At 59.2% G+C, this 14,832-nt stretch carries 11 protein-coding genes; 5 read left to right on the top strand and 6 right to left on the bottom strand.

Annotation, left to right across the window (positions count from 1 at the left end; all coding sequences use genetic code 11):
- The first annotated feature begins 26 nt into the window (after window positions 1-26).
- The 3 genes from DXC90_RS06370 (at window position 27) to DXC90_RS06360 (ending at window position 3,827) form a co-directional block, all read left to right on the top strand.
- Entirely contained in the window at window positions 27-1,187 is a 1,161-nt protein-coding gene (locus tag DXC90_RS06370; protein WP_117735249.1) for an MFS transporter, read from the top strand.
- 120 nt (window positions 1,188-1,307) lie between these two features.
- Complete coding sequence (locus DXC90_RS06365; RefSeq protein ID WP_117735248.1) at window positions 1,308-2,486, top strand: acetate/propionate family kinase; 1,179 nt, start codon at window positions 1,308-1,310, stop codon at window positions 2,484-2,486.
- A gap of 162 nt (window positions 2,487-2,648) precedes the next feature.
- Complete coding sequence (locus tag DXC90_RS06360) at window positions 2,649-3,827, top strand: acetate/propionate family kinase (RefSeq protein WP_117735247.1); 1,179 nt, start codon at window positions 2,649-2,651, stop codon at window positions 3,825-3,827.
- A gap of 347 nt (window positions 3,828-4,174) precedes the next feature.
- Here the strand turns inward: DXC90_RS06360 and pta are convergent, their stop codons facing one another.
- On the bottom strand, window positions 4,175-5,155 hold the full coding sequence (pta, locus tag DXC90_RS06355; protein WP_117735246.1) for a phosphate acetyltransferase: 981 nt from the start codon (window positions 5,153-5,155) through the stop codon (window positions 4,175-4,177).
- A gap of 231 nt (window positions 5,156-5,386) precedes the next feature.
- Here pta and glf point away from each other — a divergent pair, with 231 nt between their 5' ends.
- Both glf and DXC90_RS06345 read left to right on the top strand, forming a co-directional pair.
- Complete coding sequence (gene glf, locus DXC90_RS06350) at window positions 5,387-6,589, top strand: UDP-galactopyranose mutase (protein WP_022094097.1); 1,203 nt, start codon at window positions 5,387-5,389, stop codon at window positions 6,587-6,589.
- A complete protein-coding gene (locus DXC90_RS06345) occupies window positions 6,582-7,613 on the top strand; it encodes a glycosyltransferase family 2 protein (protein ID WP_117735245.1) in 1,032 nt (343 codons plus the stop codon). Before glf ends, DXC90_RS06345 begins: the two co-directional genes overlap by 8 nt.
- A gap of 373 nt (window positions 7,614-7,986) precedes the next feature.
- On the opposite strand, the gene DXC90_RS06340 is transcribed toward DXC90_RS06345, so the two are convergent.
- The 5 genes from DXC90_RS06340 to ppk1 form a co-directional block, all read right to left on the bottom strand.
- Complete coding sequence (locus tag DXC90_RS06340; RefSeq protein WP_117735244.1) at window positions 7,987-8,988, bottom strand: P1 family peptidase; 1,002 nt, start codon at window positions 8,986-8,988, stop codon at window positions 7,987-7,989.
- A 101-nt stretch (window positions 8,989-9,089) separates the two neighbouring features.
- Entirely contained in the window at window positions 9,090-9,671 is a 582-nt protein-coding gene (locus DXC90_RS06335; protein WP_117735243.1) for a nucleoside triphosphate pyrophosphatase, read from the bottom strand.
- Window positions 9,668-10,210, bottom strand: a complete 543-nt coding sequence (locus DXC90_RS06330; RefSeq protein ID WP_055287259.1) for a DJ-1 family glyoxalase III — start codon at window positions 10,208-10,210, stop codon at window positions 9,668-9,670. The genes DXC90_RS06335 and DXC90_RS06330 overlap by 4 nt, the downstream gene beginning before the upstream one ends.
- Before the next feature lie 181 nt (window positions 10,211-10,391).
- On the bottom strand, window positions 10,392-11,720 hold the full coding sequence (gene rlmD / locus DXC90_RS06325) for a 23S rRNA (uracil(1939)-C(5))-methyltransferase RlmD (RefSeq protein WP_117735242.1): 1,329 nt from the start codon (window positions 11,718-11,720) through the stop codon (window positions 10,392-10,394).
- Between the two features lie 86 nt (window positions 11,721-11,806).
- Window positions 11,807-14,260, bottom strand: a complete 2,454-nt coding sequence (gene ppk1 / locus DXC90_RS06320; protein ID WP_233502219.1) for a polyphosphate kinase 1 — start codon at window positions 14,258-14,260, stop codon at window positions 11,807-11,809.
- Window positions 14,261-14,832 lie beyond the last annotated feature (572 nt).

The following is a 14,832-nucleotide window of genomic DNA, read 5'->3' as shown; positions in this document are numbered from 1 at the left end:
GGTTGCTGACTCTTGGAGGGCGGAGCATGAAAAACCGTACGGTTTTGCTTTATATGACGTTCGTTTTTCTGTCGAACTTCAGCACCATTTTGTATTTTCTGACGGTTTACCTTGAATTCGTCGGATTCTCGATGGTGGCGATTTCTAGCATGATGATTGCATATCAAGTGAGTAAGTTCATCCTCGAAGTTCCCACTGGCTATATTGCTGATAGGTTTGGACGAAAGACAAGCGGTCTCGTTGGCGGCGTGGGGATGCTTGGATACTACGCCGCCCTGCTTCTCGTCCGTTCCCCTCTGCTTTTAATCGGTGCGTTCGCTCTCAAAGGTTTTGCCGTTGCATGTCTGAGCGGATCCATAGAAGCGATTTACATTGACAGCGTCTCTCAGGACCAGCTCGTAAGACTTAATATCGTTGAGCGATTTGTTTTCTATGCCTCTTATGCCATCTCCGCTTGCGTGGGCGGTTTCATTTCGTCTGTCGGTGCATATCTCATTGGTCTTTCGGCAGATATCATCGCAATGGTGTTGACGTTGGTTGTCGTTGTCTGCATTCCTGAGATGCGAAGAGGGGGCACTGCGGGGGCACCTGAGCGTGGAATTAGCCCGAAGATGATCGGTGCCGCTATTGCGTGTAATGGCATTCTTCGTTCAGCGTTCATCATGGACTGTTCTCAGGCATTTGCTTTTGTCGCCCTGGAAGACTTTTTCTCACTGCTGCTTGCGGGTCGCGGAATGAATGCCGTCGCTTCGGGTGTGACCATTGCGGTCCAGCTCCTTGCCTCGGCCTCCATGGGGCTTATTGTGCCCAGTGTGATTGCTCATGTCGACAAGGGCCGTTTTGCGCGTATTTGCGGCATCATTCGCTTAGTATTGACAGCTTTGTTTTTGATCCCCCTTGCTCCGGCTAATTTGCTGCCCGTGTTCTATGTGCTGCAGACGGTTGCGTACTCGTTGTTTGCCCCAATCAAATACTCAGTTTTCCAAAATGCTGCCGATTCATCGATGCGCTGTTCACTGATTTCGGTTCAAAGCCAGATGGTGGCGGTGGGTGCTGTTCTTTTCTATCTGCTCAACTCTGTGCTGAGTAGCGTTGCGGGCATTCGAGTCGTATTGCTTGTTGCGCTCGGGATTTCTTCCCTGGTGTATATCCCCGCGCTATTTTGTCTTACAAGTCAAAGGCCATGAGTATTTAGGCACCGATAACTTATATATCAACGCAATAAACCCGAGCGCGAGGGCGTTTGGGTTTATTATTGATGCGTATGTAACCTGGCGGCGCCACACCGCCTGTTAGTAGGGAGACACATGAACGTTCTGGTCGTCAACGCGGGATCTTCGACCCTTAAGTATCAGGTCATCGATACCAAGTCCCATAAGGTGTCCGCGAAGGGCTCCTGCGAGCGCGTCTGCTTTACCGGCGGCACCTTCACCCACGCTGCCAACGGTTCCAAGAAGGTGACCGAGAACATCGAGTTCCCCGACCACAAGGTCGCCATCGAGGTCGTCCTGAAGGACCTCGAGGCCAACGGCGTCAAGATTGAGGGCATCGGCCACCGCATCGTTCAGGGCGGTTGGTACTTTGGCGATTCCTCCCTCGTCGACGAGGACGTTCTCGCCAAGATCCGCGAGGTTGCCCCGCTCGCCCCGCTGCACAACAACCCCGAGGCCAACGTTATCGAGTACTGCCTGGAGCAGTATCCCGACCTGCCCAACGTCACGGTTTACGACACCGCTTTCCACTTCAACATGCCCGAGGTCGCCCGCACCTACGCCCTGCCCAAGGACGTCTGCGACAAGCTGCACATCCGCAAGTATGGCGCTCACGGCACCAGCTACCGTTACATCTCCAAGAAGGTCGCCGAGATGACCAACGGCGAGGCCCGCAAGGTCGTCGTGTGCCACATTGGCTCCGGCGCTTCTCTGTGCGCCATCGAGGACGGCAAGTGCATGGACACCACCATGGGCTTGACGCCGCTCGACGGCGTCATGATGGGTACCCGCTGCGGTTCTATCGACCCGGCTACCGTGTGCTACCTGCAGCGCGAGGGTGGCTACACTTTTGACGAGGTCGACGAGATGATGAACAAGAAGTCCGGCCTCATGGCCGTGACTGGCGGCAAGACCAACGACTGCCGTAACGTCGAGGAGCTCGCCGCCGCTGGCGACCCCGAGGCTCAGCTCGCCTTCGATATGTTCGTCTACAAGATTGCCGCCAAGGCCGCCGAGATGGCCACCTCCATGTGTGGCATGGACACCCTGGTCTTTACTGCTGGCATCGGTGAGCACGCTCCGGCCGTTCGCGCCGGCGTGGCCGATCGTCTGGCTTTTATGGGCGTCAAGATGGATCATGCCCGCAATGCCCTGCGCGGCGACGGCGCTTGGTGCCTGTCCGCCAAGGATTCCAAGGTCAAGATTTTTGTCATCCCCACGGACGAGGAGTTCATGATCGCTTCCGACGTCGAGCGCATCGTCAACGCCAAGTAATTGCAAGAGGGGAGGGGCTGGACAGCAACATGCCGTTTGGCCCCTCTTTTGCGCTCGTTGGGCGATATGCATGATAGCTATTTATCAAGCTGTGATAACTTCTCATTAACATACGGCCGCCTTAAGGGGCATGCCGACCGTATTGCACTGCAAAGGAGTCTCATGAACGTACTTGTTGTCAACGCCGGCAGCTCAAGCCTTAAATATCAGCTCTTGGATACCGATACCCGCGAGGTTTTTGCCAAGGGCAACTGCGAGCGTATCGGCTCGGACATGGGCATCTTTGGTCACGCCGAGAACGGTGGCGCCAAGCAGACCGAAGAGGTTCCCTTCCCCGATCATCGCTCGGCCATTGCGCGCGTACTCGATGAGCTCGATAAGACCGACTTTACGATCGATGGCATCGGCCACCGTATCGTTCAGGGTGGCTGGCATTTCGATGATTCCGCGGTCGTCGACGATGAGGTCATGGCTAAGATCCTTGAGGTGGCCCCGCTCGCCCCGCTGCACAATTACGGCGAGGCCGCGGCAATCGAATATTGCCGTGAGAAGTATCCGGAGCTGCCCAATGTGGCCGTCTTCGACACCTCGTTCCACATGACCATGCCCGAGGTCGCCTACACCTACGCCCTGCCCAAGGACGTGTGCGACAAGTACCACGTGCGCAAATATGGCGCGCACGGTACGAGCCACCGTTACGAGTGGATGATGGCCAAGGAGATCCTGGGTGCGCGCTGCCACCGTCTGCTTTCGTGCCATCTGGGCAACGGCGCCTCGCTTGCCGCCATCGAGGACGGCGTGTGCCGCGATACCACGATGGGCCTCACGCCGCTTGACGGTCTGATGATGGGTACCCGTTGCGGTTCTATCGACCCGGCCACCGTGTGCTACCTCCAGCGCGAGGGCGGCTACACCTACCAGGAAGTCGATGACATGATGAACAAGCAGTCCGGTCTGCTTGCCATCTCGGGCATCTCCAACGACGCCCGCGACATCCGTACGCGCGCCTCCGAGGGTGACGAGCGCTGCCTGCTCGCCTTCGATATGTTCGCCTATAAGGCCATGCAGCAGGCCGGTTCCATGATCGCCTCCATGGCGGGCGTGGACACCATTACCTTTACCGCCGGCATCGGTGAGAATGACTGGTCGATCCGCAAGGCCTTCTGCGACTGCTTTGAGTGGCTGGGCGTGCGTATCGACAACAACAAGAACCGCGAGGCCGTGGGCAACGGCCCGCAGGTCATCAGCGCCGCCGGCTCTTCCGTCACGGTCATGGTCATCCCCACCGACGAGGAATACATGATCGCCCGCGACGTCGAGCGCCTGACCAAGAACAACTAGCGCATTCGTTTGTAATTGAAAAAAGGCCTCCAGAGCAACAGCTTCGGAGGCCTTTTTGCTAGCAGGCGGAAATTCCAGTCCCAAAGTGATCATCACCAGCAACGCCTGCGCTCCCAACAGCGGCACCCGACCATTCAGATCCTCGGCTCCAGCTCGTAGCCAAGCCGCCGTCCATTCCAGATTCCCTGAATATCACGTAGCGGCAGGGACCCCACAGGGTAAAGCTCTGAAAACATCCCGCAGGACGGAGGAAGCCCCCGCCGCACGTAGTGCGCAGCGGGGGCTTCCGACATGTCCGAGGACGTTTTCAGAGCTTTACCCTGTGGGGTCCCGAGGGGATACGTCCGCTACTCAGCCATCTGAGCCTGGACGGCGGTGATGGCCACGACACCCACGATGTCGTCGGCAGAGCAGCCGCGCGAAAGGTCGTTAACCGGCTTGGCAATGCCCTGCAGGATAGGGCCGTAAGCGTCGGCGCCGGCGAAGCGCTGGACCAGCTTGTAGCCGATGTTGCCGGCCTCGAGGTCGGGGAACACAAGCACGTTGGCCTTGCCAGCAACGGAGGAGCCGGGAGCCTTGAGCTGGGCGACGGTGGGAACGATGGCGGCGTCAAGCTGAAGGTCGCCATCGATGGCGAGCTCGGGGGCCTTCTCCTTGCAGAACTTCACGGCCTCTTGGACCTTCTTGGCGACCTCGCCGCCGGCGGAGCCCATGGTGGAGTAGGAGAGCATGGCCACGTGCGGCTCGACGCTGCTCATAAAAGTGGACCAGGAGTGAGCGGAGGCGATGGCGATCTCGGAGAGCTCGTCGGAGGACGGGTTGATGTTGAGGCCGCAGTCGGCGAAGATCAGCGTACCGTCGGTGCCGAACTGCGGGGTGTCGGTACACATCACGAAGAAGGCCGAGACCAGCTTGGTGCCCGGGGCGGTCTTGAGGATCTGCAGCGCGGGGCGCAGGGTGTCGGCGGTGGAGTGGCAGGCGCCGGAGACCAGGCCGTCGGCGTCGCCCATCTTGACCATCATGGTGCCAAAGTAGGTGGCGTCCATCACCTGGGCGCGAGCCTGCTCGATGGTGACACCCTTCTTGGCACGGAGCTCGGCAAACTTCTGCGCGTACTCCTCGTGCTTCTCGGCATTGCGCGGATCGATGACGGTGGCGCCGGGAACGTTGATCTCGTCGGGGTTGCCCAGGATGACGATCTTTGCCAGGCCCTCCTCGATGATCTTGGTGGCCGCGACGATGGTGCGCGGATCCTCGCCCTCGGGCAGGACGATCGTCTTAAGGTCGGCCTTGGCGGCAGACTTCATACGGTTAAGGAAATCGCTCATGTTACTCCTTACAAGCGTTCTACTAAGCTCCAGGCGCCCGGCTGTTCACGAATAAACCCGCTGCTAGCGGGTTTACCTTTCAAATTTGTACGCCGCGGTGCTTGAGCTTTCCTTGTGTGGCAAGCTCATTATAGGACGCATTAGCGCTATAATCGCTCTGATAAATATGTCTCGAAGAATGTTCGAGAAAAGCCCAGCTAACGAGCCCGTGGCTTTTGACAAGGAGTATCGATGCAGATTACCTCAGGCCTGCCTGAAGGCTTTAACGCCGGCGCGTACGACATGATTGTCGTCGGTGCTGGATATGCCGGTGCCGTTTGCGCCCGCCGTCTTGCCGAGACCATCGGCTATCGTGTTGCCGTTTTGGAGCGCCGTAGCCACATTGCGGGCAATGCCTATGACTGCACTGACGAGGCCGGAATCCTGATCCACGAGTACGGTCCGCATATCTATCACACCTTTAACGAGCGCGTGCACAATTTCCTGTCGCGCTTTACCAAGTGGACGGATTATCAGCACAAGGTGCTCGCCAACATCAACGGCACCCTTATGCCCGTGCCCTTCAACCATGCGAGTCTCAAACTCGCCTTTGGTGACGAGCGCGGCGAGGAGCTGTATCAGAAGCTCGTGGAGACCTTTGGCAAGGATGTCAAGGTGCCCATTATGGAGCTGCGTAAGAAGAACGACCCCGACTTGGCCGAGGTCGCTGATTACGTCTACGAGAACGTCTTTTTGCATTACACCATGAAGCAGTGGGGCCAGACACCCGACCAGATCGATCCCTCGATCACCGGCCGCGTTCCCGTCTTTGTGGGCGACGATGACCGCTACTTCCCGCAGGCTCCTTTCCAGGGCATGCCGCAGGACGGCTATACCGCGCTGTTCGAGCATATGCTCGATCACGATCTGATCGACGTGTTCTGTGACGTAGACGCCCGTGACCTCTTTGAAATCGACGAGACCACCGTCAAGATCGACGGTAAGGTCTATGGTGGCGAGATCGTCTACACCGGTCCGCTCGATGAGCTGTTCAACCTCGACCTGGGCGCTCTGCCGTACCGTACGCTCGATATGAAGTTCGAGACGCTCGATATGGACCAGTTCCAGCCCGTGGGCACCGTCAATTACACCACGAGCGAGGACTATACGCGCATTACCGAGTTCAAGAACATGACCGGTCAGGTCCTGCCCGGCAAGACCACCATCATGAAGGAGTACTCCAAGGCCTATACGCCCGGCTCGGGCGAGACGCCGTATTACGCCATCCTGGAGCCCGAGAACCGTGAGCTCTACGAGCGCTATCTTGAGCGCGTCCAGAACCTGACGAACTTCCACCCAGTTGGTCGTCTGGCCGAGTATCGCTACTACGATATGGATGCTGTGACCAACTCCGCCCTCGATCTTTCGGATGAGATTATCGCCTGCCATGCATAAAGTCATTACATTCGGTATTCCCTCGTATAACGCCGCCAAGGACATGGACCATTGCATCACCTCCATTCTGGAGGGGAGCAATTATGCCACCGACATCGAGATTATCATCGTCGATGACGGTTCCAAGGACGAGACGGCCGCTAAGGCCGACGAGTGGGAGACGCGTTACCCCGGCATTATCCGCGCGGTGCATCAGGAGAACGGCGGCCACGGTATCGCCGTCCTTTCGGGCTTGCGCGAGGCGCAGGGCACCTATTACAAGGTTGTCGACTCGGACGACTGGCTCGACGGCGCTGCCCTTTCGACCATGCTTTCGATCCTGCGCGGCTTTGAGGAGCGTGACCAGCGCGTCGACCTGTTTGTCTCGAACTACGTGTACGAGAAGGTTTACGAGGGCACGCATACCGCTATCGGTTACAAGTTTGCCCTGCCGCGCAAAAAGATTTTTACTTGGGATCAGATCGGTCATTTCCGTCTGGACCAGAACCTGCTCATGCACAGCCTGTGCTACCGCACGGATGTGCTGCGCGCATCCAACCTTCCCATGCCGCCGCACACGTTCTATGTGGACAACATCTACGCCTACGTGCCGCTGCCGCGTTGCAAGACTATCTATTACGCCGACATCGACCTCTACCGCTACTTTATCGGTCGCGAGGGCCAGAGCGTCAACGAGGCGACGATGGTTAAACGCCTGGACCAGCAGTTCCGCGTTACGCGCATCATGATGGAATCATTCCACCTGTACAGCGATGTTGAGTCGTCGCGTCTGCGCTCGTACATGATGGGCTATTTCACCATGATGATGGCGATTTGCTCGGTGCTTACCAAGCTTTCCGATGAGGATTGTGCCGATGAGCGTCTGAAGACGCTGTGGGGCGATTTGAAGTCCTACGACGAGCGCATGTATCGTCGTGCGCGCTACGGCGTGGTCGGCTTCTTCACTAACCTCCGCGGTCGTGCCGGAGACAAAACCACACTCGGCCTATACCGTCTTGCCTCAAAGATCTTCAAATTCAACTAACTGCCGAGTAATCGCTGCTGTTAGGTTGACTGGGCCCCTTGGCCTTTAGTTTGCTACTGCGAACAGTCCTGCTCGCACGGAAAGCACATTAAGTGCTTTCCGGCTCGTGCGGAACTTGTATCAAACTAAAGGCCAAGGGGCCTCTGCTATAAGAATCGATTGTCAGGTTATTTGAATTTGAAGATCTTCGACGCGCGGTACACAGGGGCCTGGGCTGAAAGGGATCTGGTTGAGTAGGTTGCCCGGTGGGGCTTGGTTATGTTTGTCGCGAGTTCCGCACGAGCCGAAGAGCACTTAATGCGCTCTTCGTGCGAGCCAGGACTGTAGAGCAGCAAACATAACCAAGCCCTACCGGGCAACCGGTCAGGTGAGGTTACTTTGCGGCGCCGGGGATGCCGTGGGAGGTTTTGGCGGTTTTGGCTCCGTTTACGATGGCGGTCTGTAGGGCCCTTACGGCGAGCATGCCCAGCAGGTCTAGGGGTACGGCGGCGCTTGTCTGAGCGTCTAGTTTGCCGCTGGCGAGGGTGTAGATGGTGTCGCCGTCGTTGGTGGTGTGCGTGGGGCGGATGGCGTGCGCATAGGCGTCTGCGGCCATCTGGGAGACCTTGGTGGCCTGAGCCTTGGTGAGCTCAACGTTGGTGACGATGCAGCTGATGGTGGTGTTGATGCGGTCGAGCGGCATCTGCATAGAGCCGGCGGCGGCAAAAGCGGCGAGCTCCATATCGATGATCTGGTCGCTATCGGCTGCTGCGCGCATGCCTGCCACCCACTCGCCCGTGGTCGGGTCGACGACGTTGCCGCAGGCGTTGACCGAAACCACGGCGCCTACCTTAACGGGACCGAGCGCCACGGCGGCAGTGCCAAGGCCGGCCTTCATGCAGGTGGCGGGGCCCATGAGCTTACCTACGGTAGCGCCGGTGCCGGCGCCCACATTGCCCTGCTCGAGTGTGGTGGGGGTGTTGTCGAGTGCCTCGCGCACGGCGGCGATGCCGGCCTCTATGTCGGGGCGAACGGTGGGATCGCCAAAGGCGAGGTCGAAGATGCAGCTGGAGCACACGATAGGCACCTGCGTGGGGCCGACGGGAAGGCCGATGCCGCGGCTCTCGAGCTCGCGGGCGACGCCGCTTGCGGCCTCCAGACCAAAGGCCGATCCGCCCGAAAGGCAGACGGCGTGGACCTTGTCGACGGTGTTCTCGGGTCGCAGCAGGTCGGTTTCGCGCGATGCTGGAGCACCGCCGCGAACGTCAGCGCCGCCGGTGGCGCCCTCGGGTGCCACGATTACGGTGCAACCGGTGCCGGCCTCCTCGTCCGTGTAGTTGCCAAAGCAAAAGCCATCGACATCGCAGACGTCAATGGCCTCGAGCAGTGTATCCATGTTTAACTCCTATCGGTTTTCCGCCGCGCCATGTGCCCGGTCGGGATCCGTACGGTACGCCAAAATTGTAGGCGCTGGGGGATACCCAGCGCCAGGTGCAATTACGAGAGTTTTTGAATCGCGCGCGCGACGCGAGCGATGGGCAGGCCCACCACGTTGTAGAAGTCGCCCGAAATATCATGCACGAGCATGCGCCCGCCGACGCCCTGGATGCCGTAGGCGCCGGCTTTGTCCATGGGCTCGCCCGAGGCGACGTAGAGCTCAATCTGCTCGTCGGTGAGCTCATAGAACGTCACGTCGGTCACATCGACAAACGACAGGCTCTCGGCGGCGTGCGGAGCCGTGGCGTCGCCGGCCTTGACGATGCAGACGCCGGTCGCCACCTGGTGCGTGCGGCACGAAAGCTCGCGGAGCATGGCGCGCGCCTCGTCCTCATTTGCGGGCTTGCCCAAAATTCTACCGTCAAACGTGACGATAGTATCGGCAGCGACGGTCAGCTCGTTGGGCTCGGCGTGTTCAGCGGCGACGGCAGCGGCTTTGGCGCGTGCCAGGCGCTCGACGAGCGTAAGCGGAGCTTCGCCATCAAAAGGCGTCTCGTCGATATCTGCTGGAATCACGCGAATGTCATAGCCCGCTTCGCGCATCAACTCGATGCGGCGCGGTGATTGCGAAGCTAAAATCATAGCTGAATGCCCTCGGCAACCTTCTCGACGGCCTTGTCGCCGGCGAGCGTGCGCAGCAGCTCAAGCGCAAAGGGGAGCGACTGGGCCATGCCGCTGGCGGTGATGATGTTGCCGTCTTGCGTAACCTTCTCGCCGGTATAGGCGCCTTCGGGGAAGCTTTTCTCAAAGCCAGGGAAGCAAGTGGCGTGGCGCCCCTCGAGCAGGTCGAGCTCACCCAGGATAAACGGGGCGGCGCAGATGGCGGCGACGTGCTTGGTCGCGGCGAACTCGCAGACCACGTCGCAGACGCGCTGATCGGCGCGCAGGTTGGTGGCACCGGGCAGGCCGCCGGGCAGCACGACGCAGTCGTACTCGTCAAAATTGATCTCATCAAAGAGCGCATCGCAGGTCACGGGGATCTGCAGCGAGCTTACGACCTCACGCGTGGGCATGATCGAGACGAGCGTGGCACGCACGCCGCCGCGACGCATGACATCGACCATGGTCAGGCATTCAATAGTTTCAAAGCCATCGGCGGCGAGAACGGCAACGCTGGGCATGAGGGTTCCTTTCATAGGGCGGCATACAATTAGCCGTCTTATACCCCGAAGACTCATGCTTGCCATGCCCCATTCCCAAATGATTTTTCTGGGACGGGGATTTAATGATCATTCGGTACACAATGATCATTAAATCCCCGTCCCAGAAAAATCATTTGGGCGGTGGGTTCGAGCAGTTGGGTTAGTTGCGCTTGAGGTGGACGACGGTTTCGCAGTGGAAGGTTTGCGGGAACAGGTCGACTGGCGTGATCTTTACGGGGGAGAAGGTGCCTTCTTCGACAAAGCGTTTGAGATCGCGCGCCAGGGTGGCCGGGTCGCAGCTCACGTAGGCGACATCGCGAGCACTCGTGCTGGCGATAAGGTCGATCGCCTCGGGGGCGAGGCCTGCACGCGGCGGGTCGACCACCAGGACATCGGCGTCCTGATCGGGGAACTCGCGCACCGCGTCGCCGCCGATGACATCGACGTTATCGAGTTTGTTGATCTCCAGGTTACGGCGCAGGTCGCGCACGGCCGGGCCGTAGGCCTCGACGGCGGCAACAAAGTCGCAGCGGCGGGCGAGCGGCAGGGTGAAGGTTCCAGCTCCGCAATACAGGTCCACGGCAAGTTCGTCTTCCTGCGGGTCGAGCGCCTCCATGACAAGCTCGATCAAAATCTCGGCACCCTTGGTGTTGACCTGGAAAAACGACGGGGCCGAAAGGCGCATCTGGCCGTCGGCGATGTTCTCGGTCCAGGAGCCCTCACCGGCGAGCATCTCAACCTTGGAGACGCGGCGGGCCTTCTTCTCACCCTTGCTCATAACGCGCACTATGCTCGTGGGGTGTGCGGCGTCTGCCAGCACGCGCGAGACTTGCGAGCGCGGGAACGAGCCCGTGGGCGTCCAGAGCGCGACCTCGAGCGCTTTGGTGCGACGCGAGGCGCGAATGCCCACGCGCTCCAAGCCCAGGTCGTGGCTGCCGCTCAGATAGTTAAGCGCGCCGACGACCGATTTGAGCGCCTTGGGAAAACGCTTATCGAACAGCGGGCACGAATCGACGGTCACGATCTTGCTGGGATCGACGCCGTGCATGCCAAGACGAACGCGGCCGTTAACGACGGTCGGTTCGAGCTCAATTTTATTGCGGTAGCCCCAATCGTCCTTGGTGTGGCGGATGGGCTGCACCAGCTCGTCGACTTGCTCGGGGGTGAACTTGCCGATGCGCTCGAGCGTGGAGCGCAGGTTTTGCTCCTTGGCGGCAAGCTGAGCGGTGCGCGAGAGATTGCCCCACGAGCAGCCACCGCAGACGCCCACGAAGGGGCAGGGAGGCTGAATTCGATCGGGGCTCGGCTCAAGAATCTCGGTGGCGCGGGCGCGCATAAACGACTTGCCGTCCTGCACGATTTCGACCTCGACGGTATCGCCCGCCACGGCGCCCTGTACAAATACGGCCTTGCCGTTGTCGGCGTGCGCCAGACCATCGGCGCCATACGTCATCGATTCTACGGTGAGCTTCATATTCCTGCCTGTCATTCGCGTTGTTGTCCGCAACCATGGTAGCAGGGAAAAGCGCCCCGTACCTGAGGCATTCCTCAAATTCGGGGCGCTTCTACAAACGTCTATTTCGTCTTGCCGGTAATGAGCGTCTTAAGGCCTAAGCCGATCAGGCCCAGACCCATACGCACGCGGCCGGGGCGATGGCGCTCGATGGCCTTGGTCTTGCCGGCGGGTTTCTCGCGGCGGGCGCTTGCATGGGGCGCGGACTTGACGGTCTGCGGCCGAGGCTGGGGCTGGGGCTGGGGCGCAGGCTCGGGTTCGGATTCCAGGTCGGGTTCAATGACGGTTGCCTGGACCTTCTGGACCTTGGGAACGTCCGCCTGGGGCTTGGGCTTGGGGCCCAGAACAGGTGCGGATTCCGGTTTTGCTTTGGCGACGGGCTCCGAAGCCACGGCTGCGGACTCGGCGTTGCGATAAGTGCGCTCCAACAGGAACTCCTGCGAGTTAAAGGGCTTCTCACCCTCTTTTCGCTCTACGGGAACCCAGGTGCCGTCGCTCGTCAGGCTGCGTGCCTTCACGTTGTCGCGCAGCTGCACGCCCATGTACTCGTGCACCAGCGCGCGGCAGGTGGGGTCGAGCACGGGGAAGGCGATCTCTACGCGATGCTCGGTGTTGCGCGTCATCATGTCGGCCGAGCTCAGGTAGATCATGTCCGAGTCCACGCCGAAGGCATAGACGCGCGCGTGCTCCAAGAAGCGTCCGACGATAGAACGTACGTGCACGTTTTCGGTCTTGCCCGCAATGTTGGGCTTCAGGCACGAGATGCCGCGGATGATCATGTCCACGCGCACACCGGCACACGATGCCTCGGCGATCTTGTCGATGACCTCGCGGTCAGTCAACGAGTTGAGCTTAAAGAATACGCGCGCGGGCTCGCCGGCGAGAGCGCGTTGGATCTCGCGGTCCAGACCGCGCATGATGAGTGGCTTAAGGCCGACGGGCGCCACGCCCAAAAAGCGGTAGTCGCCGCGCAGGTTGCCCAGCGACAGGTTGCGGAAGAACAGGTTGGCGTCTTCGCCGATCCCGGGATGGGCGGTCATGAGCATAAAGTCGCTGTAGAGCTTGGCCGTCTTCTCGTTAAAGTTACCGGTGCCCAAAAGCGTGAGTCGGGTGAGCGCCATGCCCTCGCGATAGGTGAGCTGGCAGATCTTTGAGTGGCATTTAAAGCCCTCGGAGCCATAGATAACGGTGCAGCCCGCTTCTTCCAGACGCTCTGCCCACTCGATGTTATTTTGCTCGTCAAAGCGCGCGCGGAGCTCCATGAGCACCGTGACCTCTTTGCCGTTCTCGGCGGCGTCAATCAACGACTCGCACAGACGACTCTGCTTGGCCACGCGGTAGAGCGTGATGCGCAGCGAGATGCACTCGGGGTCGTAGGCGGCCTCGTGTACCAGGTCCAGGAACGGATTCATGGCCTCGTAGGGGTAAAAGAGCAACTTGTCGCCCTGCAGCACCTGCTCGCGAATGGAGCGGGACATGTCGATGGTGGGGTTGGGCTGCGGCTTAAACGGCGTAAAGAGGAGCTCGTTGCGCAGGTGCTCGGGAATTTTGCCCTCGATGCCAAAGACGTAGTCCAGGTCGAGCGGGATATCGCAGGTAAAAACCGAGCGGCGCGAAAGCTCAAGCGCTTTGCGGATGGTCTTGAACGTCGCCTTCTCGAGCGAACCGGAGACGGCAAGCACCACCGGCTGCAGGCGCAAGCGCTTTTTGAGGATGCGCTTCATGTGCTGGCGGTAATCCTCTTCCTCCTCGACGCCCTCGCCGTCCGGGTCGATATCGGCATTGCGGGTGACGCGGATCAGAGCGCGGTCGAGCGGCTTATAGGAGCCAAAGCAGCTGTCCAAGCAGGCAAGAATGACGTCCTCGAGCAAGATGTAGGAGTAGGTGCCGGCGGGCGAGGGAATCTCGACCACGCGGTTCATCGAGGCGGGAATCTCGATGAGGCCCAGCAGACTTTCCTCGTCCGTGACACCGTCCAGTCCGCAAGCTAGATAGAGTGCGCCGTTGCGCAGGTTGGGGAAGGGGTGGCGCGGGTCAATGACCAACGGCGAGATGACCGGCGACACGTAGGCCTGGAAGTAGCGGGTGACAAAGGTGCGCTCCTCGGGCGTAAGCGAATCGACGCGAGCGCGGTGAACGCCCAGGGCGTCGAGTTTGCCCTCGATGCTCTTGAAGATGGACTCCCAACGGGTAAGGAGCCCGGGCATTTCGGCCATGACGGCATCGACCTGTTCGGAGGCGGTCATATTGCTCTTGTTATCGACAGGCTGTTTTTTGAGCTCTGCCAGGTCGGACAGGCCGCCCACGCGCACCATGAGAAACTCATCGAGGTTGGACTCGAAGATCGACACGAACTTTAGACGCTCGAACAAAGGAACGGTCTCGTCGAATGCCTCGTCAAGCACGCGGTTATCAAAGCGTAGCCAGCTGAGCTCTCGGTTCTGCGTATACGAGAAGTCGCGCGGCGGTTTGCGCAGCTTTGCGGCGGCTTGCTTCTTTTCGATTTTGCTCGGCATATGCATCTGTCCGTTCAGTCCCTACAGGGGACGGTAGCCTAACACTGTTCTCTATTGTCTCAATTTAGTCGACCTATGGCACGGGCGTATCGCGCGAACGGTATCTTTACCTACTTCTAACGCTGACGAGCCGAAGCACTTACGTCCGGTGCTTTGAGTAAACGATCTATATCCTCACTCAACTGGTGAGAATGTATGAATAAGAATGATAGCAAGCTGAATATAATCGAATGTAGGTCGAATCGAGGACAAGCGTCATATATATGCAGAAAACCGTTTTCGCTATGCAATTTTGAATCATGGATAACTTTGAGTGTTCAATCTTGATTTCTTAGAAAAATAACGTTTACCTAGGAAAATCTGCTTTACGAAACTGAAGTGCATCATGGGAAATCATATGCGATATACCGTTCATCGTACTTTGCTGACCGTTCGGGGGCGAGGTGGAATTGCGGGTGGAAATTGGATATAACTAGAGCTGTCAGCAAGCAGCGTCCCATATGGAGGGGCGCTGATACATTCGGCCAGTAAGGCCCGAAAGAAAGGTAGGAGGCCATGACGAAAGGTCTGCA

Source organism: Collinsella sp. TF09-1AT (assembly GCF_003436895.1).
Lineage (GTDB): Bacteria > Actinomycetota > Coriobacteriia > Coriobacteriales > Coriobacteriaceae > Collinsella.
The sequence above is the reverse complement of the archived record's forward strand: the minus strand, read 5'-3'. Positions and strand labels throughout refer to the sequence as shown.